The sequence below is a fragment of the Salmonirosea aquatica genome (assembly GCF_009296315.1).
GTDB lineage: Bacteria > Bacteroidota > Bacteroidia > Cytophagales > Spirosomataceae > Salmonirosea > Salmonirosea aquatica.
Map to the genome: position 1 here is coordinate 2820087 of NZ_WHLY01000002.1, position 23492 is coordinate 2843578.

Genomic DNA, 23492 nt, shown 5'->3' on the forward strand with positions numbered 1-23492 from the left:
GGCTAAAACGCAAATTCCATCCCGGTACCCTATCTTTGGGGAAAAATTAATACAACCAACCTTACGCCATTGAGGTACCCCTGCTCCCTTCATAATCGCACAAAGCAACTTGGCTTCCTCGCCATTTTATACCTGTTGCATCTGACTAGTTGGGCCCAAACCGGAACAGTGACCCTGACGGGTACCGTGACCGACGAAAAAACGGGCGAACCGCTCCCCTTTGCCAATGTGTACATCAACAATTCGTCCATCGGCACCACCACCAACGAAAAGGGAGCCTACGTACTAACCAACCTACCCATCGGTAGCCTGGACGTGGCCGTATCCTACCTGGGCTATACGCCGATCAAACAGACGCTGCGTTTCGAGCAGCCGGGCCGGAAAACGGTGCTGTTCAAGATGAGGGCCGGAATGGAACTGGAAGGAGTGGTCATTTATTCCAAAAAGAGCAAAAAGCGGGAGCAGCGCCTCAAGATCATCACCCGCGAACTGCTGGGAGCCGGGCCGTTTGGCAAACTCTGTAAAATCCTGAATCCCGATGTGCTACGGATTTCTATGGAAGATGACGGGCATTTGATGGCGCAATCGACCAGCCCGCTCAAAATTGAAAACCGCGCCCTGGGCTACATGATTTACCAGGATCTGTACGATTTCGATTTCTACGAAGGCAAAGTATTTTATGGCGGCAATACGCGGTTTGAATTGCTGGAGCCGAAAAACGAAGCCGAAAAAAACCTGTGGCGCGCCAACCAGCAAAAAGCCTACCAGGGCTCGCTCAAGCAGCTCCTGACCAGCATGGTGACGGATAGCCTGCGGGAGAACGGATTCCGCGTGTTTCAGGAAATACCCGATTCGCTCCGGCGGTTCAATACCGTCCGGTCGGTGAATGGATTGAATCCCCTCAAAAACCATTTGCACAACCGGATCGAAGAAATCAGGGGCGCGCAACTGGTCAGACCCGGTGAACTGGAAACCGAGCGGCTGGTGGTGTCTCGTACCAAACTGGAAGTATTCAATATCAACAAGCACGGTCGCTCACCCTACACGGATATGGGATACGCGTATACGCTGATCACCATGCCGCAGGGCTACATCGTGATTTCGCCCGCAGGCTGGGTGGTAATGCCCATGGGTTTTGAAATAGCGGGCGATCTGGGCAACGACCGCTTCGCGAACCTGCTACCATCGGACTGGAAACGGGAGTAGAGTAGGTACAATTCTGCCGTAAAAGAGGAGCAAGCGAATGAAGGCTATCGGTCGCGTGGCAACCGGCGTTTATGGCTTTGGATTGCTTACCCACCCCCATTTTTTACCCTGTAAAACCCACTTGCGATTGTTCCCGGCCATTTCCTGCGCGGGGGCCTGCGGGCGGTAGGCGCGCCACATGGTCGTCACGAAAGGGTCGTAGGTCGTAGTCTCGGCCTTTGGGCGAGGGTAGGTACCCCGCGCTGCCGCGTAGGGATCATCTTCCCGCATCCAGCGCTCGATGTAATCAAAGTGGGCGTCGTGGTTCCAGAGTTGGACAGCTTTCAGATAGCGGGCGGCCAGGGCGGTACCTACCCAGGCCTGGGCATTGCAGCAGGTACGGTAGCCTTCGGAGGTTTTGTCCCAGTCTTGCCACTGATCCGGCGTTTTTTCCTCGTAGGTGTCCCGGTTGCCGTGATGAATGATCATCTGCCACAGCGCGTCCTGGCCAAACCAGCCTTTTCCGTAGTAGGTCTGCGTATCCTCGTGGAAAACGGCAGTTTCGGGCAACTGCGCCAGGGTAGGGTCATTTAGTAAAATACTCGCAAACAAAATAGGCCACTTGCGGCCGCTGGAATGCCCCCCGCCTTCGTTCCAGTACCCACCTACCTTCGCTAATCCAGACAGGTCGATGCCGCGCTGAATGAGCTCAAGCGTGAGTTTTTCTTTCCACTGCCGGGGTACATCCAACATTACCATCAGGCTGGCCATCGATACCAGCCTGGCGTATTCACGGCCGTAGTTGGGCTGGTTTTCGTTGGGAACCAGTTCCTGCTGCGACCAGCTGAGGATGTGGTCGATCCAGGGACGCTGAAAGTACCTTTCAAAGTCCTCCCAGGAAGGTACCTGCCCGGCGGGTGTGAGAGCGGGCAGCACCTCCCAGCGAATGTCCTGGGCCCGAAAAATTGGCTTTTCCGTACCCGCATAAGGCGGCCGGAACGCGTCCGTGGGGGGCTCGGACGTGAGGCAGGTCAGCACGGCGGCGGCTTTCATGACCACCTGACATTTCCTTTCCCCGTCCCACATCAGTTCCTTACAGAAGTGGTCGACGGGAAGTGATGTGTTGCTGATGGAGGAAACCAACGATCGATTTGGGACAAAATCCAAGGGTAAAGAAATGGCATCCTTTTTAAGAAATGTGTTGCTGCGCGAATCAAAGCCCTGGGTATAGCCCGCTTTCAGCACAATCATGGAGCCATTGCGCAGGCTGTTGTCTGGTTTCAGGCTGGTATCGTTCCAGCGGTTGAGGTTAATTACTGAATTGTCGGACTGTACCGGACCCGGCTCCGGCGTGATTTTTACGATTCGCACCGGCCCCACCACCCACCAATCGCCCGTGATGAACTGGCCCGTGCGGGCGGGTTTATCAAAAGTCCAGGTAATACCGTATTGGCTCACCTCCCGCCGGAGGGCTACCCCAGTCGCTGGTTCTGTCTCGCCTGGGGAAGTCGGTTTAGAGCAGGACAAAAGAGGGAGGGAGGCCAGTAGCAAAATGTAAGCGGCAATTGTTTTCATAACCTTATCGAACGGATTAAGTCTGATCGCTTGTCTAAAATCTGAATACAAAACGGACAGGGTACCTGTTTCTACCGCTGGCCTATGCCTATTATTCAGGTAATAGGGCCTTCTAGAAATCTTTTATTTCCGTTGACCTGGATAAAACCTATTTCGGGCGGACACGTGCAGGCCCCGGCAGTAAGTACCGAAACCAGATCAGTATAAGAAAATCATAAGGCCCTTATGTCAGGAATCCGAAGAGAAAAATAATCAATCGCTATGAGAAAACAAGTACTCCTGTGGCTGATGTGTGGCCTATCGCTTGCTATAGGTCGGGTGTGTGGCCAAAGCAGCCCGATTGCGCTTCATCCCCAAAATCCGCATTATTTTATCTATAAGGGTAAAACGACCGCCCTGATCACTTCGGCCGAGCATTACGGGGCCGTATTGAATCTTGATTTTGACTATAAAAAATATCTGAAAACCTTGGCCGACGAAGGCATGAACTACACCCGGATTTTCACGGGTACCTACTACGAAATCCAGGGAGATTTTAATATTGAAAATAATACCCTCGCCCCCAAGCCCGACCGGTACCTCGGTCCGTGGCAGAAGGTAGGTGGCGACAAAATGAAGTTCGATTTGTCGAAGTGGAACGAAGCCTACTTTACCCGGCTTAAAGACTTTCTGGACGAAGCGCGCAAGCACGGTATCATCGTCGAGATTACTTTGTTTTCTTCCATTTATCAGGATAAAACCTGGGGCATTTCACCGCAAAACCCAGTCAACAACGTCAATCTTACCGACAGCATCCCGCGCCAGAAGGCCCAAACGCTGGACAACAAGGGGCTTTGGCCCTATCAGCAAGCCTTTGTGAAAAAGATCGTGACCGAACTGAACGGCTTCGACAACCTCTTTTTCGAAGTGCAGAACGAACCCTGGTCCGACCGGACCGTAGCGGTGTATAACATTGTCAATAAAGAAGAACTGTTGAAAAATGACTGGACCAACAAGGCCGATTTCGCCGACGAAGCCTCTCTGCAATGGCAGGCTGCCGTGGCCAACACAATCACCCAAACCGAGCAAAAGCTAGCCAAAAAGCACCTCATCGCTCAGAACTACACCAATTTCCGCGCCTCCATCCCCGAGGTAGCCCCTACTATTTCCATCATCAATTTCCACTACGCCTGGCCCGAGGCGGTACAATGGAATTATCACTATCCGAAGGTAATCGGCTTCGACGAGTCGGGCTTCGCGGGGTCCGACGATGCCGTGTACCGCCGCCAAGCGTGGCAGTTCATGCTCAGCGGGGGCGGGCTGTTCAATAGCCTCGACTATTCCTTTTCCGTGGGTCACGAAGACGGTAGGGGTACCTACAAAGCACCGGGCGGCGGCAGCACGGCCCTGCGGGCACAACTGAAAATACTCGCGGATTTTCTGCATAGCTACGACCTGGAAAAGCTGCGGCCCAACTATGCCGGTATCCTCGCCGCGCCGGGCCTGATCACTTATACTTTATCGGACAAAAGTCAGGCGTTTGCCGTGTTTCTGAGAGCGACAGGTACCCGGAAATCGACGTTGAAAATCGCCGTGGACAAGGGTACCTATTCCGTAAAAACGCTCGATACGGTTTCGGGAAAATATACCGATTTGGGGGATGCGAAGTCGGTGGAGGGAGTACTGACGATTCCTATTGACATACCCGCGGGGGAGCTGGCTTTGAAAGTATTGCGGCGGTAGGTACCTTTGGAAGTCTTACATGAATGGAGTTATTCCTCGCAGGGTTTTTGGTATATTTGTTAACACTACTGAGAACAAATCTATTATGGATATTAAAGGGCCTAATAAGCCCTTTTAAATCATACATCATGAATCCACTCTCTTCATGCCAACAATTCTGATCAAGGATGGGTATCGGTTTTTCTTTTATAGCAACGACCATCTCCCTGAGCATATACACGTCGAAAAGGGAGACAAAACGGCAAAATTTATCCTGGAACCAATTCTGCCAATAAAATCCAGTAGATTTAACTCCAAAGAGTTGCGAACAATCAGGACAATAATAGAGCGCAATTCCGAACTTTTTAAAACCAAATGGAATGAGCATTTTGACAATAAGTAAATCATCGAATGCTACAGATCTGTCCTTTACACCCGACAAAATGAATGTGTTTTTGGAGGATGGCAGAGAATTGGCAGTTCCCCTGGAATGGTTTCCTGCTTTAAGGGATGCCACGGTCGAACAATTGAACAACTGGCGGTTTATCGGAAACGGCGAGGGTATTCATTGGCCCGAACTCGATGAAGATATTTTGGTTGTTCGTCTGTTGAACTGATGGGGCTCTGTGGGTTATCTATCTGTTAAGATATTCTAGAGCGAATAGTAGGGGAGATTAATATCAATCAAGCACTTAGCCATCAGGCAACCTTCCTAAATTCCTGAATTACATATTGCCGCTCCATTAGCTCGATCGCAAAGCGTTGGCAGGCATCAAGGTCTTCGGGTTCGAGCATCGGGTACTGGTAGAGTACCTCTTCTCGCGATGATCCGGCGTATAGGAATTCAAGTACGGTTTGTACGGTGATTCTCATGCCCCGGACGATGGGCCGCCCGTTGCAGATGTCGGGATTGATGGCAATACGGTCGCTGATGTAAGTCGTCATAACGTAAGGTCGTTTTCCAAATGTACGAAGTTTTGTTTTGCGGTATGCACCACGATCCGGGTTACAAGACTATAAAGCAGGAAAGGTACCCATTTATTAAACGTTGATGAATGTCACGTAATATAGGCCTTTGGGATTATGGATGCAGCGGGCGAAGGACATGGGCTTGCGGGTTGGAAGTTTCGCAAGCAAAGGTACTGGATTGTGGCGCTTGGGCTTCGACGGTCATTACAAACGGCCATTTATCTTTGGTACGCAGTCTTGCAGACTACGCATAACGACGCTCGCGGCGGCGAAAGTCTACTGAGAACGAGATTATTCCTCAAACAGATATTCAGTCCCACTTCTATCAATGTAGAACTTTCGATTCCCACATTCAACCTCAAGAAGGTTATTTTCAAATTTTTGAGAAAATTTGTGATCGTATTTTATGGGTATTTGTATATCGCCTTTCTCATTTAGAAATCCCATTTTTCCATCTTTAGCAATTGAACAAAGGCCTTCACTAAAATTCCCAACATCATCATATTCTAATGGTATGACAATTTCTCCATCTAGATTGATTGCTCCCATTTTTTTATTTCGTTCCACAACCGATGTTCCATTTGTAAACCAAAATGCTCTATCATAAATAAATGGTATAATCGGTTGATCTAATTGATTGATAAAGCCCCATTTGCCTTTAATACTTACAGCGGCTAAGCCCTGAGAAAAAGATTGTGCGTCATCGTATCTACAATCAATAATCACTTCTCCATGCTTATTAATAAATCCCCATCCTTTACCATCTATATATATTCTTGCTAAATGCTCATGAAATATGCAAATTTCATAATTATAGTCACAAGAAAGTATTTCGACTCCGGTATTGTCAATATACCCCCAATTATTTTTTTCTGTATCCACTGTTCCGCGAGCAACAAAGTAATAGTCATTTTCCTTACAAATGTTGATGTATGAATAATGGCAAGGTATGACAAGTTCTCCCAACTTATTGATTACACCAAAGCTACCTCCGCTAGAAACAATAGCTTTCTCATTTATAAAATCACGTATCTCTTCAAATTCAAATGGAATAACAATATTATTGTCTTTATCGATTACTCCCCATTTTTCTGTATGTTTTCTATTCATTTCATCTCTCCAATAATTTCTCCTTAAATCTTTTTCCTCTAAAAATGCAAAGTAGCCATCAAGATGATCGCTATTTATCGATTCTGAATCATTAGGGTACCCAGTATTTTCAAATATTAAATTATCATTAATTTTCTTCATGACACTACATAGTGATTCACTAAAATTAGAAACTTTATCATATATAAAGGGTATTTCTATTTTACCTTCCCTATTAATAAAACCCCATCTTTCTCCATTCTTTACTGCCGCTAAATTATCCGAAAATTCTCGAAATTCATCAAATTCTAATGCGATAGTATTTCCAATACTAGAATTCAAGTTTGATTTTAATTTAGTGCTCGTTTTGTCTAATGCCCCATTTAAATGATAAAAAAGTATTTCATTATCAGTTTTTTCTATAGTAATTTGATCTCTACCTGATTTGGCACTCGTGATGTTATCTTTAAAATCTTCAATATAATTATATTTGCATGGTATCACTTCATTACCAAATAAATCTACAAATCCAATTTTATGATCTTTATAGACCTTTGATAATCCATCATAAAATACCGATACTGCATCATAAATATGCTCTATAATTACATTCTTATTTTCATCACAAAACCCCCATTTTGTAGTTCTATTTTTAAAATATTTTACACTAGGAATTAGAAAATTATAACTTTGACGTTTAAATATTTTATTCTTGTCAGTACGGTTTTTCATATAGATTTATGCGATGGTACGGTACTCTGTTTTAATAATTTTTTGGAAAATACTATCTACCTTCATATACCATAAGTAAAAACCCGTTGCTCACTACACCACCTCCGTGAAATAGTCGAACAATACATGAGAGTCGCAGATGATTACTTTGGCCATGCTTTCGCCCTTATCAATTCCATAGTACGTTTGTCATTTGCCCAAATATCCCCAAAAGCCGCCGGAGTTTCGCCGGGCTTGGCATTGCTCTTATGCAGCAATGGGATGGCGTTACCAGGTTCTACTTCCGTTTCAATACCGTTTTCTACCAAAAGCTTTTTGGCTTTGGCGTAATCCTTGTCGTTTACAGTCAGCGTTTTCATGGGCTTATTGAATATATGACAGGAGAAAGTGAATCGTGGGAGAAATATACCGACAAAGCCGTAAAGCACAAAAGAGCAGCCCGGCGAATCCTCCCCAGGCTGCTTCTCATGCTACCGCCAGTTTGTAACTGGCGGCTAAGCATAATTCAAGTCTGCGACTTGCAGAACCTACCCTTCCACCTCCGCATACTCCTCCACCGGAATACACGCACAGATCAAATTCCGGTCGCCGTAGGCGCTATCCACGCGGCTGACGCTAGGCCAGAATTTGTTGAAGCGCAGGGCGGGCAGCGGGAAGGCGGCTTTTTCGCGGGAATAGGGACGGGCCCAGTCTTCGGCCAGTACTACGCGGGAAGTGTGCGGGGCGTGTTTCAGGACGTTCTCGGCACGGTCGGCGGTACCTTCTTCCACTTCGCGGATTTCCTGACGGATGGCCAGCATCGTGTCGCAGAAGCGGTCAAGCTCGGCCTTGGATTCCGATTCGGTGGGTTCGATCATGAGGGTACCTGCCACCGGAAACGACAGAGTAGGGGCATGGTAGCCATAGTCCATCAGGCGCTTGGCGATATCCTCGGCCTCGACGCCCGCCGCCTTGAACGGACGACAGTCCAGAATCATTTCGTGGGCACAGCGGCCATTGGTACCCGTGTACAGTACCTTAAATTCGTCGCGCAGACGCTCCTTGATGTAGTTGGCGTTCAGAATCGCCATTTTGGTGGCGTTGGTCAGTCCTTCGCCGCCCATCATGGCGATGTAGGCGTAGGAAATCGTGAGGATGCTCGCGCTGCCGTAAGGTGCCGCCGACACCGCCCCGGCCTTACCCACATGGGTACCCTGACTCACGTGTTGGGGCAGGAAAGGTACCAGTTGCTCGGCCACGCCGATGGGACCCATGCCGGGACCGCCGCCGCCGTGCGGAATACAGAAGGTCTTGTGCAGGTTGAGGTGGCACACATCCGCGCCAATCATCCCCGGACTCGTCAGACCTACCTGTGCATTCATGTTGGCGCCGTCCATGTACACCTGTCCGCCGTGCTCATGGATCAGGGCGCATATTTCCTTGATGCTTTCTTCAAAAACGCCGTGGGTAGAAGGGTAGGTGACCATCAGACAGGCGAGTTGGTCGCTATACTGCTCGGCTTTGGCCCGCAGGTCGGCGACGTCGATATTACCGCGCTCGTCGCACTTGGTCACCACGACTTTCATGCCTGCCATCACCGCCGAAGCCGGATTGGTACCATGGGCCGACGACGGAATCAGGGCCACATTGCGGTGGCTTTCGCCCCGGCTTTCGTGGTAGGCGCGAATCACCATCAGACCGGCGTACTCGCCCTGCGCGCCCGAGTTGGGTTGCAGCGACATGGCCGCGAAGCCCGTGATCTCGCACAGCCAGGCATTCAGTTCCTGGAACATGATCTGGTAGCCACGCGTCTGCTCGACGGGCGCAAAGGGGTGAATCGCCCCAAACTCCGGCCAGGTGACGGGAATCATTTCCGCCGTGGCGTTGAGCTTCATGGTGCAGCTACCCAGCGAGATCATGGAATGTACCAGCGACAAATCCTTGTTTTCCAACGTCTTCAGGTACCGCAGCATTTCGTGCTCGGTGCGGTGGGTGTTGAACACCGGATGCGTGAGGTAGGCAGTTTTGCGGCTGAGGTTGTCAGGAAACGTGATTTCCATTTCCTCTTCGATCACCATTTCACCCAGAAAGCCCGATACCTCAGCGAAGAGATTGAGTAGTTTGATAACATCGTCGAAAGTCTTGCCCTCGTCAAACGACACGCTCACGCGACTATCGGGATGCGGATAGTGACGTAGGTTGATGCCCATCTTGACCGACTCCTCCTTTAATTTCCGCGCCAGTGGCGTCTTAATCGTCACGGTGTCGAAGTACTCATCGGTTGTGACGTGGAAGTTGAATTTCTTCACCGTTTCGGCAAAAAGCTTCGTCAGGCCGTGCGTCCGGGCGGCAATGGTTTTCAGTCCTTCGGGACCGTGGTACACCGCGTAGGCGGCGGCCATTACGGCCAGCAGTACCTGGGCGGTGCAGATGTTGGAGGTGGCTTTTTCGCGGCGGATGTGCTGCTCGCGGGTTTGCAACGCCATGCGCAGGGCGCGATTGCCTTCGGCGTCCACCGACACGCCGATAATTCGGCCGGGAAGCTGACGCTTGTAGGCATCTTTCGTGGCAAAAAACGCCGCGTGCGGTCCGCCGTAGCCCATGGGTACCCCGAAGCGCTGCGCCGAACCAACCACTACGTCGGCTCCCATTTCACCGGGAGATTTGAGTAGCGTCAGCGCCAGCAGATCGGCCGCTACGGCTACGGTAAGATCCAGTTCGTGGGCCGAGGCGATGAAGTCGGTATAGTCGTACACCTGCCCGTTGGTAGCAGGGTACTGTACCAACGCTCCGAATAGTTTTTCCTGGGTCAAATCAACGGTAGCGTGGTTGCCGACCACGATTTTGATGCCCACGGGGGTAGCGCGGGTAAAGAGCAAATCGATGGTTTGGGGGTGACAGAGTTCCGACACAAAAAAGGTATCGGCTTGTTTTTTGCTGGCGGGCCGTGCAGCGTACAGCATCGTCATCGCTTCGGCAGCGGCAGTGGCTTCATCGAGTAGCGAGGCATTGGCGATTTCCATGCCTGTCAAGTCGGTGACGACGGTCTGAAAATTGAGTAGCATTTCAAGCCGTCCCTGCGCGATTTCGGCCTGGTAGGGCGTGTAGGCCGTGTACCAGCCCGGATTTTCCAGGATATTCCGCAGGATCACGGGCGGCGTGACGGTGTCGTAGTAGCCTTGCCCGATGTACGATTTGAAAATTTGGTTTTCACTCGCCAGCCGCTTGAAGCCCCGCAAAAATTCCTGCTCCGACAGCGCGGGCAGTAGTTTCAGGGGTTCATCCAGCCGGATGCCGGCGGGGACGGTTTGGTCAATAAGTTCATCGAGGGTAGCTACACCCAGCGTTTGCAGCATTTCGCTGAGTTCCTGCTCGCTTTTGCCGTGGTGGCGGTTTTCAAATTTTTCCCGGGACTGGAGGTTGATTTTCATGCTTTTGTAAGATACTGGACGCTGGATTTTGGACCGGCCCGCCGAAACGGTTCGCTGTTTGATTTTAAAAAAACAAAAATAGGGAAAGTATTGATTTGCCTTGGGGTAGTTGCCAGACAAATAATTAAGAAGGTAACATTTTGTTTTTGAAAGAAGTTTGACAAAAAAATAAGCCCCGGATTTCTCCGAGGCTCAGTACTTTATATAGCCGATGGTTTCAGGTACCCGGGCATCCGCATCCGCTCTTGCGCTTGAAAATTCCCAGGATTTTCTTGCTGCGGGGCTTCTTGTAGCCTTTATACTTCCGGCGCTTCTTCTTGTTTTTGCCAAAAAGCCCCATTTCGGTTTTGAGGGTAGAAGTTTCCGGTGCAGCCATCGAGCGCGCTTCCGCTTCGATGTCAAATCCCACCAGCATCCAGCCCGAGAGTAGTAGTATGATCAGTTTTCTATTCATAATTTTTCAAGTAGTTGAAGCAAAGCCTTTCTATTGCAACGAGTTGATTGGAGTTTTATTCTTTAATGAGTGGCAAAGGTATTAAGCGACAGAATTGACAGGGTACCCCACTTTGTGCCTCAGTGCCTCTCTTTACCCGCGTACCAACTCCAATATCGTAATTTCCGGCAGAATCCCGACCCGACCAGGGTACCCCAGGTACCCGAAACCCCGGTTCACATAAAGGTGCTGATTTTCTTCGGTATATAGTCCCGCCCACTCCTTGTAGCGGTACTGCACCGGGCTCCATTTGAAGCCCGGTACCTCAATGCCAAACTGCATCCCGTGGGTATGGCCCGCGAGGGCCAGGTCGATGTCTTTGAAATTGGGTCGCACCTGCGCCTGCCAGTGGCTGGGGTCGTGCGAGAGTAGAATCTTGACCGGATAGTCCTCCGCGCCCCGGTAGGCTTTGGCCAGGTCGCCATACTTGGCGAAGCCGCCCGCGCCCCAGTTCTGAATCCCGATCAGGCCAATTTCGGCTCCATCGACGCGGATGGGCCGGTTTTCGTCGAGCATCAGATTCCAGCCCATTTCCTTATGGGCGGCGGCCAGGTCCTGCAAGTTTTTGCGTTTGGCAGCGGTACTGTCGAAGGGCTGGTAATCGCCATAGTCATGGTTGCCGAAAATAGAATGTACCCCGAGCGGAGCTTTTACTTTACTAAAAACGTCGATATAATCTTTCACTTCGTAGGCCCGGTCGTTGACGAGGTCGCCGGTGAAAAAAGCGATGTCGGGCTTTTCTTTCAGGAGCATTTCCACGCCCCCTTTTACCGCCGTTTTATTAAAAAAGCTACCCGAGTGGATATCCGAAAGTTGCGCGATGCGGATACCGTCGAACTCTTTGGGCAAATTTTTCAAAACGACCTTGACCCGTCGAATCCGGTAATCGTGCGCTCCCGAGATAATGCCATAGGCAAAGGTACCCAGCAGACCGCCACCCGCAATAAGAGCGGTAGCGGACAAAAACTCCGAACGCGGAATACGCGGCATGGCCGAATCGGCGGGAGCTGGTGCTACCGGCGGGATAAAGAGACTGATGGCCCACTGTACCAGGCGGCGCACGTCGTCCACGAGCAGGAAAAGTACCGCAAACAACTTGGAAAAGTAAGGAATGGCAATGCCCGCAAAGACGAAATTGCGCACCGTTTTATTAAAGGCATCCGGGGGTAGAAGCTGCACAATAATGTAGGCACCCAGCGTCAGGATCGAAAAGCCCCAGTAGATGCCCGTGACCCAGCGCTGCGTAACCGGGGACGATGACCGAATGACCGTGCGAACTGCCAGCCAGACGTACCAGTCGATGGCAAAGAATATGAAGGTGAGAATTAGAAAAAAGAACGAACGATTCATTGAACGGATGAATAAAATACAGGGCCGGATTTCGGCATGTTACTATAAACGCCGGAATCTTTTTTCTTGTTCAAATGTCTGGTAAAGAACGGACAGAGGGTGTCGTGGCGGGATAAAAGTTGCCCTGGTGCCTGTAAACGGCTAGTTTTGAATTTTGTAAATGAACATACTACATGGCGGAATTCGATTTCAAACGGTACCATATGCGCTCTATCAATGCGGCCTCCAGTGAAGAGCGCGCGGCGATCAATCAGGAATTGAAAGATTTGTATGCGTCCCTTTCGGAAGAAGACAAAGTCGATTTCAACGCGCAATTGCAGAAATTCCTGGCGACCGAGGTAGGGCGCCTGAAAAGCGATTATGAGGCGATTCGGGGGCTGGATAGTCCGAACTAACTACCTACATGAGTGACGTAATGAAATTTCTTTTGGAATGTATTATGACGTAAAAGAAAGAAGCCAGCGGGATCATCCCGCTGGCTTCTTTCTTTTCATGGCTAATCTGAAAGCTATTTACCTCCTGCTTTTTCTGACGAAATTACCTCACCTTTGAAATGCAGGATGGTCAGTCCGGTGTCAGCGTTGGATTCTACGGTGACGGATTTGGTGAAAGGCCCCACGGCCGCCGCGTTGAAAGTAGCTTTGATCGTACCGCTTTGCCGGGGTAGGATTGGCTCTTTGGGGTACTCTACGCCTGTACAGCCGCATGAACCCGTCGCTTTACTGACAATGAGTGGCTCGCTGCCCGTGTTGGTGAATTGAAATTGCACCGTGACGGGTTTGCCCTGCGGAATCTTGCCAAAGTCGTGATCCGTTTCGATCCATTTGAAAGAAGCCAGGGTACCGGCCATCACAACAGTAGCTACGCACAAGGCCAGAAGGGTGAAAAGGTAGTTTTTGGTTTTCATGGTAAGTAGGTTTGGTTTTGGGTGAAAGAAAAATAGAACGGTTCAAAAGTAGATTATCCCTTTGTGGGGGCTTGTTAATGAACCGCCAACAAATGTTAACAGGGTGTTAACAAGGCAAAATGACCCGGAAATGAGCTAATTTTGATCCAATATTTACGGGTTGATGAAGATTGCTCCTTCCGGTGCCAGGTGACTCTGGCTCAACCCTCAACTTTCCGCTAAATACATTGTCACGAAGAACCATACGGTGGCTCGTACCGCTCTCTGCCCTCTCGATTATAGGCGTACTGGTCATGCAGATGTACTGGGTAAACCGTACGCTGGACCTGCGCAAGCGGCAGTTTAACCAGCGTGCCCACGTGGCCCTGCAGGAAGTAGCCGAACGACTTGCCCAGATGAACCGCGTGATGCAGAGCGTCAATCCCGTGGAGCAGCTGTCACCGGATTATTTCCTGGTCAACACCAACGCTACTACCCAGCCCGAGGTACTCGAGCAGTTCATCCGGGAGTCGTTCCGGCGACACGATCTCATCACCGATTTCGAGGTAGGTATTTACGACTGCACCACTGACCGGATGCGGTACGGCATGCTGCTCAGTACCCGCAATACTGACAAAGCACCCACAACCACGGCCGGCTGGATCAAGACGGATAAGTACCCCTACTACTTCGGCATCCGCTTTCCCGCACAGGAAAGCTACCTGGCGGGCGACTTGCAGGGCTGGATCTGGTCGTCGGTGCTGGTGCTGATTGCGGTGAGTTTTTTCTCCTACGCGCTCTTTGTCATTCTGCGGCAGAAACAGCTTTCGGAAGTACAGCGGGATTTTATCAACAACATGACCCACGAACTCCAAACGCCTATTTCGACGATCCGGATCGCGGCTGATGTGCTTAAAAACCCGGCCATTGCTACCCAGCCCGAACGCCACAGCCGCTACGTACGCATTGTGGAGGAAGAGATTCTGCGCTTGCAGCGGCAGGTGGAAATGGTGTTGAATATGGCCAAAGCCGAGCGCAACAAATTGGCCCTGGAACTGGAATGGCTGGATGCCCACGAGCTGATTCAGCGCATCGCCCATCCTTATGAAGACCGCATCACGCTAAATCTAAGGGCTACCGCTCCCTACATCCAGGCCGATCGACTGCATTTTAGCAATCTGGTGAGTAACCTGATCGATAATGCACTCAAATATTCGCCCAAAGATTCCAAAGTGACTGTCAGCACGTTTGACGAAGGCGACCGGATGGTTTTGTCAGTGCGGGATTTGGGGATTGGCATTGCGCCGGAACACCAGAAGAAAATCTTTGAAAAATTTTATCGGGTTTCATCGGGCAACGTTCATAATGTCAAGGGTTTTGGCATCGGGCTGAGCTACGTGCGGCAGATCGTAAAAGCTCATCGCTGGAAGCTACACCTGAACAGCGAACCCGGCCAGGGCAGCGAGTTTCTGGTGTCTATCCCCAAAAAGTGATTATTTTACAGCTTGGAACACAGATAAAAAGCACTGTCAATTCTCCACAAAATAAATGAAGCCTCGCATTCTCTACGTCGAAGACGATCCCAATCTGGGCTTTGCTACTAAGGATAACCTGGAAGCCCACGAGTACGAAATTGTCCATTGCACCAATGGGCAAGAAGGCTGGGATACTTTTCGGAAGGAGCACTTCGATATCTGTGTGCTGGATGTCATGCTACCCGAAATGGACGGCTTTACCCTGGCCGGGAAAATCCGGGAAGCTGACCAGCAGGTACCCATTCTGTTTTTGACCGCCCGCGCCCTGCTCGACGATCGCCTGCACGGACTTCGCCTGGGGGCCGATGACTACGTCACCAAGCCATTCAGTATTCAGGAGTTGATTCTGCGGATCGAGGTCTTTCTGCGCCGTTCCCAAAAGGGTACCCATGCGCACGATGAGACCGTCGATGTCCCGCAGCGCGTAGGGAAGTACGTGTTCGATTTTCAAAAACTGACGCTATCGCTGAACGGTGCTACGCATACGCTCACGTTCCGGGAGGCAGAAGTCATGCAGTACCTGGCCGAACGTCCCAACGAGGTAATCAGGCGTGAGGATCTGCTGAAAGCAATCTGGGGCGACGACGACTACTTCATGGGGCGCAGCCTGGATGTATTCATTTCGCGCCTGCGCAAGTACCTCAGCGGGGATCCCGCCATTCGCATCGACAATGTCCACAGCGTCGGCTTTCGAATCAGCTGGTAGGTAATTCAGTGGACAGTTACTATTTCCTCATTTTCACTAGCAACGGTCCATTGTCTAATTACTTCAAAGGTACCGCTACCTTGGTTTGGTCCCAGGCGAGTTCCATGGCGGGCACGGCCTCATTGAAGGAGATGGTGAATTGCTCTACAGGAACACTGAGCACCTCCGTGGGTACCTCCACCTTCAGCACATCGGCATCCGCCTCGTGACTGGCTTTACCGTCGAAACTTACGCCCCAGCCGTACTGTTTGCTGTTGAAAATGACGGTCCATTTGTCCCGCTCGGGGATTGTCCACAGGGTATATTCCCCGGCGGGCAGGAGTTTGCCGCCAATGACTAATTCGTTTTTAGTCGTGAACGTCGTGGCTTCGTTGGCTCCGGTGCGCCACACTTCGCCGTAGGGTACCAATCCGCCGAAAATCTCCCGGCCTTTTTTGTAGGGACGGCAGTAGAACACCGTCACATCCTTACCCCCCTGTTTGAGGGCGACAGTCTGCTCGGGGCTGGCTTTCTTGGTGTTGGACTGCATGAATTTGAAGGCCACAAAGAGGAGGATGGCCAGACTGCCAATTATGATGGCGGCCCATTTCAGAAACTTGTTCATAATTGCGAAGGGATAGGAAGGTTAAAAAAGGGTTTTTCAAAGATAGTGATTTTTGATAAGCGTCTTAAAAGGAGTGAGAAAGCGTCAAAAAGAAAGGGAAATGCATGATCGGATTCCTAACGTCCGAAAACCGGTGAAACGCGGTACCCCTCTTTTCTCAGCAATGCAATTACCCCTTCCTCACCCCCCAAATGGGCTGCGCCTACGGCGATGAAGGTAGGCTTTTGGGCTACTTGCTTCTCGATAATCGGAATCCAGCGTTTGTTGCGGTCAGTGAGGAGTACCTCCTGATGCTTTTCCATATCGAACTCACTCGCCAGCGTCAGATCATACAAGCCCTCGATGTCCTGGGTTTTGTATACCTCCACCATTTTTCCGAACTCGCGCCGGGCCTGTGGCAGGCTGTCCATGAGCGTGATCAGCATCCGGGCCTGATCAGCATAGGGAATGGAGTCAAAAACGGCCATTTGTTCCTCCACCGTTTCCAGACCTACCACCTCCGAATTTTGCTTTTTGGCCAGGCTCATCAGCGAAAGTTCATACGACTGCGGCTGGCAGGCCAATACCCGATTGAGCAGGATACTCATCAGCATGAAGGGTTTGGCCCGCTCGAACGGAGCAATATTGAGGCCCACTGAATCCTTGAAGTAACGATTCAGACGCACGTAGTCCGTCGAATCCAGCAATTGTTTCAGCTCCTCACCTTCGGGCATGCCCATGCTTTTGGCCATCGCCATCATGAGTCCCGGATCATCCATGTCAATTTCCAGAGTCAGCTGCTCGGTTTGTTGCAGGCAGCCTTTCAGTGTGTCGCTCAGCGTGAAGTCGCTGGGACAGATTAGATGGATGGTACCGTACAGGTAGGAGGGCTCGGATAAAGCTTTTCCCTCGATTTTCCACAGCAATGAGGCCTCCTTTGGAGACTGGGCGTGGGAGGTACCTGAGGTCAGGATAATAACTAGAATGAACAGATGTTTCAGGTGCAGGTTTGGCATTTTCAAATCAATAGGTTTGTCACTCCAACATTTCTTATGACAAAACCATTTCGTCTTTCTTAAAACTCTCTGGAATTTCTACCGTACCCGGTTGGGGTACCCTAAAAATAATTACTCCACCTCCGACCCGACTCGCCACGAAGAATCCGTACTTTTGTCCTTTCTCCCTCGAACCAAATGAACCATCGAAAGGTTAAAGTAGTGTCGAACCGATGCTAGGTAATGCAACGGACTGACTATCAATCTATATACGCAGCAGCCAGAAATGCCGGAATGAAGAAAATTGTTTACCCGATCAGTAGCATTCTTACATTCACCAATCCAAACACTCTCACCTTCCCATGAGCGATGCCATTAAACACGAGTGCGGAATCGCGCTCATCCGTTTGCGCAAGCCCTACCAACACTACATCGACAAATACGAGACGCCGCTCTACGCCGTGCACAAGTTGTCGGTCATGATGCAGAAGCAGGTCAACCGGGGGCAGGACGGGGCCGGGGTTGCCAATATCAAGATCGAGGTACCCCCCGGCAAGCGCTACATCAGCCGCTACCGGTCCATTGAGCCGCAGCCCGTAGCCGATATTTTTCAAAAAATTCATAAGAAATTCAGGAAGGGCCTCAAAGACCATAAAGACCGGACCTACGACGCCAAATGGTTGCAGGAAAATCTGGCTTTTACGGGGGAACTGTGGCTCGGACACCTTCGGTATGGTACCCACGGGGCCAACGAAATCGAAAGCTGCCACCCGATGCTTCGGCAAAGCAACTGGCGCAGCCGCAACCTGGTGATGGCCGGAAACTTCAACATGACCAATGTGGATGAGCTTTTTGGCAAACTCGTTTCCCTGGGTCAGCATCCCAAAGAGAAGGTGGATACCGTGACCGTGATGGAAAAAATCGGCCATTTTCTGGACGAAGAAAACCAACGTGTGTTCGACCGGTTCAAGGGGATTTGGGAAAATCCCGTGCTGTCGGATATCATCGAGGAAAACATTGATCTACAGCGCGTACTCGAACGCTCCTGCCGCGATTTCGACGGCGGCTACGCCATGTGCGGGCTCACCGGCCACGGCGCGGCCTTCGTGATGCGTGATCCGGCGGGTATTCGGCCTGCCTACTACTATGCCGACGACGAAGTGGTGGTGGTAGCTTCGGAAAAGCAGGCTATCAAGGCGGCTTTCGACGTAGAGTACAGCCAGATTCAGGAAGTAACGCCGGGTAGTGCGCTGATTATCAACAAAGAAGGTGAGTACAGCGAAATGTCCATCCTGCCGCAGCTACCCAAGCGTTCGTGCAGCTTTGAACGCATCTACTTCTCACGGGGTACCGATCCGGATATTTATAACGAGCGCAAGCAGCTGGGCAAACTGCTGATTCCGCAGATTTTAAAGGAGATCGACTACGATCTTGAAAACACCATATTCTCCTACATTCCCAACACCGCCGAAACTTCGTTTTTTGGCATGATCGAGGGCTTGGAAGAGTACCTGGCCAAGAAGCGCAAGCGGGCCATCATGGAGGGGATTTTGTTCGAAGAAGAACTCGATCGCGTACTTTCCTTCCGGCCGCGCATCGAAAAACTGGTGACGAAGGATGTCAAATCCCGCACCTTCATCACGGCCGACAACCTACGTGACGATATGGTGTCGAGTGTATACGATACCACTTTTGAGGTAGTGCGTAAGGGGATCGATACGGTGGTAGTGATCGACGACTCCATTGTGCGGGGTACTACGCTGGAAAAGAGCATTCTGAAAATGCTGGATGGCCTGGGCCCCAAGAAAATCGTGATTGTATCGTCGGCGCCCCAGATTCGCTTCCCCGACTGCTACGGGATCGATATGTCGAAGATGAAAGATTTCGTGGCTTTCCGGGCCATGATTGAGCTGCTCGAGGAGCGCGGCATGGGGTACCTGCGCGAAGAAGTATATACCCAATGCGCGGCCAACCTGGCTTCTCGCAACGGGCACGCCACCAATTTTGCGCAATCCCTGTACGAACATTTTACGGACGATGAGATTTCTCAGAAGATCGCCGAGATAATTCGCCCTGAAGACCTGAAGGCCGACGTGTCAGTTATTTTCCAGACCGTAGATAACCTGCATAAAGCGTGCCCCAACCATATTGGCGACTGGTACTTTACCGGTAACTACCCCACGCCGGGCGGAAACAAAGTGGTCAACAAAGCCTATGTCAATTTCCACGAAGGTAAACTGGTGAGGGCTTATTGAGTTGATCGTAAAGAATTGACCGTTAAGAACGTGTTTGGGAATTGAGAAGTAATGAGAGCCGTGTCATCTTTGTATCGACCAAAATGCAAAGACATGACCAAACAGTTCAAAAGACTGACCGACTCTCAATGGGCTGCAATATCGCCCTTTTTACCACTCAATCGCAGACGAAGAAGCGACTTGCGCGAAGTCATAAACGCCATTCTGTGGCTCTTGCGTACTGGCTGTCAGTGGCGAAATCTGTCTGGGGAATATCCGCACTGGCAAACTGTGTACTACTATTTCGACCGCTGGAAGGCCGATGGAACGCTTGAGCGGATCAACCGCGAGCTGAACCAGTTGGACCGAAAACGGCAGGGGCGCCAGGCCTACCCCTCGGTGTTTTGTATTGACAGCCAGAGTGTTAAACTGGCTCCTATGATCTGTGCAGACCCTGGCCTTGACGCTCACAAGAAGGTCAACGGCCGCAAAAGACAGTTGCTTGTCGACACAGGCGGGCGGCTGTGGGCCGCCGATGTGCATTCGGCCAACCAAGCTGACGGCCCTGCCTCATTGCCTTTGGTAAGCGGCATTTTGTGGTATGGCGACCGGATTGAAAAGGTCTTCGGCGACCAAGCCTACGGGGGCGTTTTCGCGTGCGAATTGTCTAAGTGGGGCGTCGATTTCGAGCGAGCCTCCCGGCCCGAATCTAGTCAGGGCTTCGTGCCGGTAGCCGAGCGGTGGGTCGTGGAACGGAGCATAGGGTGGACAAATCGCACGGGCGACCCCGTTCTTCCGTCGAATCGTCAAGGATTACGAGCACACAGTATCTTCTTCGGTTAGTTGGTTGATGCTAGCCAATATCCAGATCATGTTGCAACGAATCGAGGTAGCAAACCAAATTTAATTCCCAAACACGCTCTAACATTATTCAAAATAAAAAAAGGGCGTCTCACTATGAGACGCCCTTTTTTTTAGACAGCTAAAATTAAGTTTATTCCCTTATATATCTGCCCGATTTATAGCATCATTTGACCGGGCAACCAGCATTTTCGTATTTTCCGGGTTGTGTGGGGCATTTGTCTACATGATCGGGGATACCGTCGCCATCGGTGTCGGGGCAACCGCCAAAGCGGATCAGGCCTTTTACATCCGGACAGCCGTCGTAATCGTCGCGTACGCCGTCGCCATCTCGGTCGGGGCATCCTCTCACGGTTCCGGCTACTGTGGGACAATCGTCGTAGCGATCTACCAGACCATCACCGTCGGTATCAGGGCACCCCCGGGTAGCCACAGGACCCGCAAGGGTAGGGCAGCGGTCCACATAATCGGGAATCCCGTCGTTGTCAGTATCGGGGCAGCCGAAGAATTTCGCACTACCCGGCGTGTCAGGGCAGCGGTCACGGTCATCAGGAACCCCGTCCTTGTCGGCATCACGAGGTTTATAGGTAAAGCGGTGCGATAGCGTTACAGCCAGAAAACTGAACTTATCCATCGGAGTATCGCTGTAAGAGGCAGACTCTTCGGGATTAATGAGCCGGTTGCCCGATGTGGCGTCAAGCTTATCGTTCCGGGCAAAATAGAACCTATAGTCCAGCCCTACCTGCCAGTTTTTGGGCAATTGGTAGTTGACCGTCAAGCCCAGCGGAATTGTGCGCTCGTGGGTCTTACTTACCCCTATCTTACCACTGGGATTCCCCCAACGCAGGAACAGCGGCGTGCGGCCGCTGACCGGGCTGTTGGTAAAACGGACCCGCTGATTGGTGGTAAGATCGTACGCTTCCGCGCTGAAATACATAATCCCCAGTCCGCCGTATACGCCCAGGTGAATAGGGCTACTTTCGACGTAGCGACTGAATTGCTCGGTCAAATCCCAACGCGCCAGCAGTTCGACAGAGTTGAACTCATTGATAAAATAAGAGTTAAAAAAATCAGTTTTTTGTCCCCCCAGCTTGCCGGCTGTGAAGTCCAGGCCCATCGAAAAGGATGGGGTTACAGCCTGCATCAAACTGATGCCTGCCACGAACTTCATATCCTGCTGGTTGAGCTCTCCAAAGAACTGTGTCAAGCCGCCCCGGACGGCAATTGAGTACGGAGAAAGCACACGGCCCGTCAGGTTGCGGGTTTGGGTCGAGGACGAGTCCGCAGTTTGCATGCTGATCCGGCCTTGGGCTTGGATAACCAGAGCGGTCAAAATCATGCATCCAACTAAAATAAGTGAACGTGCTTTCATAGTTCTGTGGTTTGGGAAGTCAACAAATATAAAAACCTATACCCGAACCCTTGCTATATCCTATGATTAAATCACCGCGCTAGGCGAACTTTCCGGCAGGATCGTAGTTAAAAAAGCGGATATATCTCCTACTTTTACCCTTTGTTTCCAAGAAAATCCAGCCTATGAGCGTCGTTCCGTACAAAGACAGGGAAAACAGCAAGCGCGAGCAGGTCGCCGAAATGTTCGATAACATTTCCCCCAAATACGATTTCCTAAACCACCTCCTGAGTGGCGGGATTGACATCTACTGGCGCAAGAAGGCGATCAAACTGCTCAAGAAGGCCAAACCTAGGAATATTCTGGATATTGCTACGGGTACGGGAGACTTCGCCATTGAGGCGCTTGCGCTCAATCCCGAGAAAATCATAGGTGTGGACATATCAGAGGGCATGCTGGCCGTAGGGCGGCAAAAAATTCAGAAACTCGGTAAGCAGGATATCATCGAACTGCGCCAGGGGGATTCGGAAAGTCTGCCTTTTGCGGACAATTATTTCGATGCCATCATCGTTTCGTTTGGAGTGCGCAACTTTGAGAACCTGCTGGCCGGACTGACCGATATGCAGCGGGTGATGCGCCCGGGGGGTACCTGCGTCGTGGTGGAGTTTTCCAAACCCAAAGCCTTTCCCTTCAAGCAGGTGTATAATTTTTATTTCAAATATATACTACCCACCGTGGGCAAAATCGTTTCCAAAGACCGTTCTGCCTATACCTACCTGCCTGAGTCCGTGCAGGCTTTTCCCGACGGTAACGATTTTCTGACCATTTTTGAAAAAGCGGGTTTCACTAACACCAAATGCATACCACTGACCTTCGGAATCTGTTCCATTTACCTAGGCCACAAATAGTACTTTTCTTACTTTTGGGTCTTTTCGCTGCCGATAAGGCACAAGCACAGGGAGCGGGCTACGTCCGGCGGCATCTGGAGTTCTACGACGACAAGCCCATTCACTATGGTTTTCTGTTCGCAGTGCCCGTTACGCGTTTCACCATTCGCCATAGCGATAAATTTCTGGAATCGGATTCTGCTTTTGCCATTAGCTCGCCCGCGCAGGGCGCTTTTCGTATGGGTTTTACGGTCAATGCGTTCCTGACTGATCATTTTGACATCCGTACCACACCATCTATATCGCTGTATGAGCGACGGGTCAAGTTCAATTACCCCGGCTCCGAGAAGACTGAAAGCCGGGAATCGACCTGGATTGAAATTCCGTTGCTTCTTAAGTACAAGTCAGCCCGCCGGGTCAATACCCGCATGTACATGATTGCGGGAGTAACGCTGGGCATCGAAACCAACGTAAAGCGTAGCCGGGGTAACGCCGGCGTCAATAATCAGCTCGATACCCGTACTTCCGACTTCACTGTAGACTACGGGGTAGGTTTCGAGCAGTTTTTCCAATTCTTCAAATTTGCCCCCGAACTGCGATTCTCGCACGGATTAGTGAATATGTTGCAACCTGCCAACAATTCGGCCAGCATTGGTCTCAACCGCCTTACTACGCATACCGTCACCCTGTACCTCAATTTCGAATAGAAACCGGTACTGATTGTCAGGAGGTTGTTATTTTCTTTAAAAAAATTAAGGAAAATAGTTGGAAACCCAAAATCACCCTCCCATATTTGCAATCCCAAACGGAAACGTAGGGGCTCTTAGCTCAGCTGGTTCAGAGCACCTGCCTTACAAGCAGGGGGTCGGGGGTTCGAATCCCTCAGGGCCCACATTTCTTTAAAAGCCGCTAAATCATACGATTTAGCGGCTTTTTTGTTTGTCTTTGAC

Annotated in this window: 22 protein-coding genes and 1 tRNA gene; 12 read left to right on the forward strand and 11 right to left on the reverse strand. The window is 50.7% G+C overall.

The genetic code is table 11. The features are described 5' to 3' along the window. Positions 1-135 precede the first annotated feature (135 nt). The gene (locus GBK04_RS12850) at positions 136-1206 is read left to right on the forward strand and encodes a carboxypeptidase-like regulatory domain-containing protein (RefSeq protein WP_373330941.1); all 1071 of its coding nucleotides are present in this window, start codon (positions 136-138) and stop codon (positions 1204-1206) included. 69 nt (positions 1207-1275) lie between these two features. Here GBK04_RS12850 and GBK04_RS12855 read toward each other — a convergent pair whose 3' ends face one another. Next, positions 1276-2760 (reverse strand): hypothetical protein, encoded by a 1485-nt coding sequence (locus GBK04_RS12855; RefSeq protein WP_152760243.1) that lies wholly within the window; start codon positions 2758-2760, stop codon positions 1276-1278. Positions 2761-3021: 261 nt separating this feature from the next. Here GBK04_RS12855 and GBK04_RS12860 point away from each other — a divergent pair, with 261 nt between their 5' ends. The 3 genes from GBK04_RS12860 to GBK04_RS12870 all read left to right on the forward strand — a co-directional run bounded on the left by GBK04_RS12860 (position 3022) and on the right by GBK04_RS12870 (position 5078). Next, a complete protein-coding gene (locus GBK04_RS12860; RefSeq protein ID WP_152760245.1) occupies positions 3022-4482 on the forward strand; it encodes a hypothetical protein in 1461 nt (486 codons plus the stop codon). Between the two features lie 145 nt (positions 4483-4627). Further along, positions 4628-4864: a DUF4160 domain-containing protein gene (locus GBK04_RS12865; protein WP_152760247.1), complete on the forward strand. Its 237-nt coding sequence runs from the start codon at positions 4628-4630 to the stop codon at positions 4862-4864. Continuing rightward, positions 4842-5078, forward strand: coding sequence for a DUF2442 domain-containing protein (locus tag GBK04_RS12870; RefSeq protein WP_152760250.1), 237 nt, complete (start codon positions 4842-4844; stop codon positions 5076-5078). The genes GBK04_RS12865 and GBK04_RS12870 overlap by 23 nt, the downstream gene beginning before the upstream one ends. Before the next feature lie 82 nt (positions 5079-5160). Here the strand turns inward: GBK04_RS12870 and GBK04_RS12875 are convergent, their stop codons facing one another. From GBK04_RS12875 to GBK04_RS12900, 6 genes are all read right to left on the reverse strand, one after another. Further along, on the reverse strand, positions 5161-5406 hold the full coding sequence (locus tag GBK04_RS12875; RefSeq protein ID WP_152760252.1) for a DUF433 domain-containing protein: 246 nt from the start codon (positions 5404-5406) through the stop codon (positions 5161-5163). Between the two features lie 315 nt (positions 5407-5721). Then, a complete protein-coding gene (locus GBK04_RS12880) occupies positions 5722-7251 on the reverse strand; it encodes a WG repeat-containing protein (RefSeq protein ID WP_152760253.1) in 1530 nt (509 codons plus the stop codon). 143 nt (positions 7252-7394) lie between these two features. Then, positions 7395-7610, reverse strand: a complete 216-nt coding sequence (locus tag GBK04_RS12885; RefSeq protein WP_152760255.1) for a hypothetical protein — start codon at positions 7608-7610, stop codon at positions 7395-7397. 168 nt (positions 7611-7778) lie between these two features. Continuing rightward, positions 7779-10661, reverse strand: coding sequence for an aminomethyl-transferring glycine dehydrogenase (gcvP, locus tag GBK04_RS12890; RefSeq protein ID WP_152760257.1), 2883 nt, complete (start codon positions 10659-10661; stop codon positions 7779-7781). A gap of 217 nt (positions 10662-10878) precedes the next feature. Next, positions 10879-11115, reverse strand: coding sequence for a hypothetical protein (locus GBK04_RS12895; protein ID WP_152760259.1), 237 nt, complete (start codon positions 11113-11115; stop codon positions 10879-10881). Between the two features lie 132 nt (positions 11116-11247). Beyond that, on the reverse strand, positions 11248-12504 hold the full coding sequence (locus GBK04_RS12900; protein ID WP_152760261.1) for a metallophosphoesterase: 1257 nt from the start codon (positions 12502-12504) through the stop codon (positions 11248-11250). Positions 12505-12677: 173 nt separating this feature from the next. Here GBK04_RS12900 and GBK04_RS12905 point away from each other — a divergent pair, with 173 nt between their 5' ends. Next, positions 12678-12899, forward strand: a complete 222-nt coding sequence (locus GBK04_RS12905) for a hypothetical protein (RefSeq protein ID WP_152760263.1) — start codon at positions 12678-12680, stop codon at positions 12897-12899. Positions 12900-13012: 113 nt separating this feature from the next. Here GBK04_RS12905 and GBK04_RS12910 read toward each other — a convergent pair whose 3' ends face one another. Further along, positions 13013-13411: a DUF1573 domain-containing protein gene (locus GBK04_RS12910; RefSeq protein WP_152760265.1), complete on the reverse strand. Its 399-nt coding sequence runs from the start codon at positions 13409-13411 to the stop codon at positions 13013-13015. A gap of 227 nt (positions 13412-13638) precedes the next feature. Between GBK04_RS12910 and GBK04_RS12915 the strand changes: the two genes are divergently transcribed. Both GBK04_RS12915 and GBK04_RS12920 read left to right on the forward strand, forming a co-directional pair. After that, positions 13639-14883: a sensor histidine kinase gene (locus tag GBK04_RS12915; protein WP_152760267.1), complete on the forward strand. Its 1245-nt coding sequence runs from the start codon at positions 13639-13641 to the stop codon at positions 14881-14883. 55 nt (positions 14884-14938) lie between these two features. Beyond that, a complete protein-coding gene (locus GBK04_RS12920; RefSeq protein WP_152760269.1) occupies positions 14939-15631 on the forward strand; it encodes a response regulator transcription factor in 693 nt (230 codons plus the stop codon). A 58-nt stretch (positions 15632-15689) separates the two neighbouring features. Here GBK04_RS12920 and GBK04_RS12925 read toward each other — a convergent pair whose 3' ends face one another. Next, on the reverse strand, positions 15690-16235 hold the full coding sequence (locus tag GBK04_RS12925; RefSeq protein WP_152760271.1) for a DUF2911 domain-containing protein: 546 nt from the start codon (positions 16233-16235) through the stop codon (positions 15690-15692). Positions 16236-16351: 116 nt separating this feature from the next. Continuing rightward, a complete protein-coding gene (locus GBK04_RS12930; RefSeq protein WP_152760273.1) occupies positions 16352-17230 on the reverse strand; it encodes a TraB/GumN family protein in 879 nt (292 codons plus the stop codon). Positions 17231-17571: 341 nt separating this feature from the next. On the opposite strand from GBK04_RS12930, the gene GBK04_RS12935 reads away from it, so the two are divergent. Together GBK04_RS12935 and GBK04_RS12940 are read left to right on the forward strand one after the other, a co-directional pair. Next, on the forward strand, positions 17572-19464 hold the full coding sequence (locus GBK04_RS12935; protein ID WP_152760275.1) for an amidophosphoribosyltransferase: 1893 nt from the start codon (positions 17572-17574) through the stop codon (positions 19462-19464). A gap of 93 nt (positions 19465-19557) precedes the next feature. After that, positions 19558-20286: an IS5 family transposase gene (locus GBK04_RS12940; RefSeq protein ID WP_373330942.1), complete on the forward strand. Its 729-nt coding sequence runs from the start codon at positions 19558-19560 to the stop codon at positions 20284-20286. 184 nt (positions 20287-20470) lie between these two features. Here the strand turns inward: GBK04_RS12940 and GBK04_RS12945 are convergent, their stop codons facing one another. Continuing rightward, on the reverse strand, positions 20471-21676 hold the full coding sequence (locus GBK04_RS12945; protein ID WP_373330943.1) for a thrombospondin type 3 repeat-containing protein: 1206 nt from the start codon (positions 21674-21676) through the stop codon (positions 20471-20473). 164 nt (positions 21677-21840) lie between these two features. On the opposite strand from GBK04_RS12945, the gene ubiE reads away from it, so the two are divergent. The 3 genes from ubiE (at position 21841) to GBK04_RS12960 (ending at position 23434) form a co-directional block, all read left to right on the forward strand. After that, positions 21841-22563 carry a bifunctional demethylmenaquinone methyltransferase/2-methoxy-6-polyprenyl-1,4-benzoquinol methylase UbiE gene (gene ubiE / locus GBK04_RS12950; protein WP_152760277.1) on the forward strand — a complete coding sequence of 241 codons (723 nt, stop codon included), beginning with the start codon at positions 21841-21843 and terminating at the stop codon, positions 22561-22563. Next, positions 22512-23249, forward strand: a complete 738-nt coding sequence (gene porT / locus GBK04_RS12955; protein WP_152760279.1) for a type IX secretion/gliding motility protein PorT/SprT — start codon at positions 22512-22514, stop codon at positions 23247-23249. The genes ubiE and porT overlap by 52 nt, the downstream gene beginning before the upstream one ends. Positions 23250-23359: 110 nt before the next feature. After that, positions 23360-23434, forward strand: a tRNA-Val gene (locus GBK04_RS12960). Positions 23435-23492 lie beyond the last annotated feature (58 nt).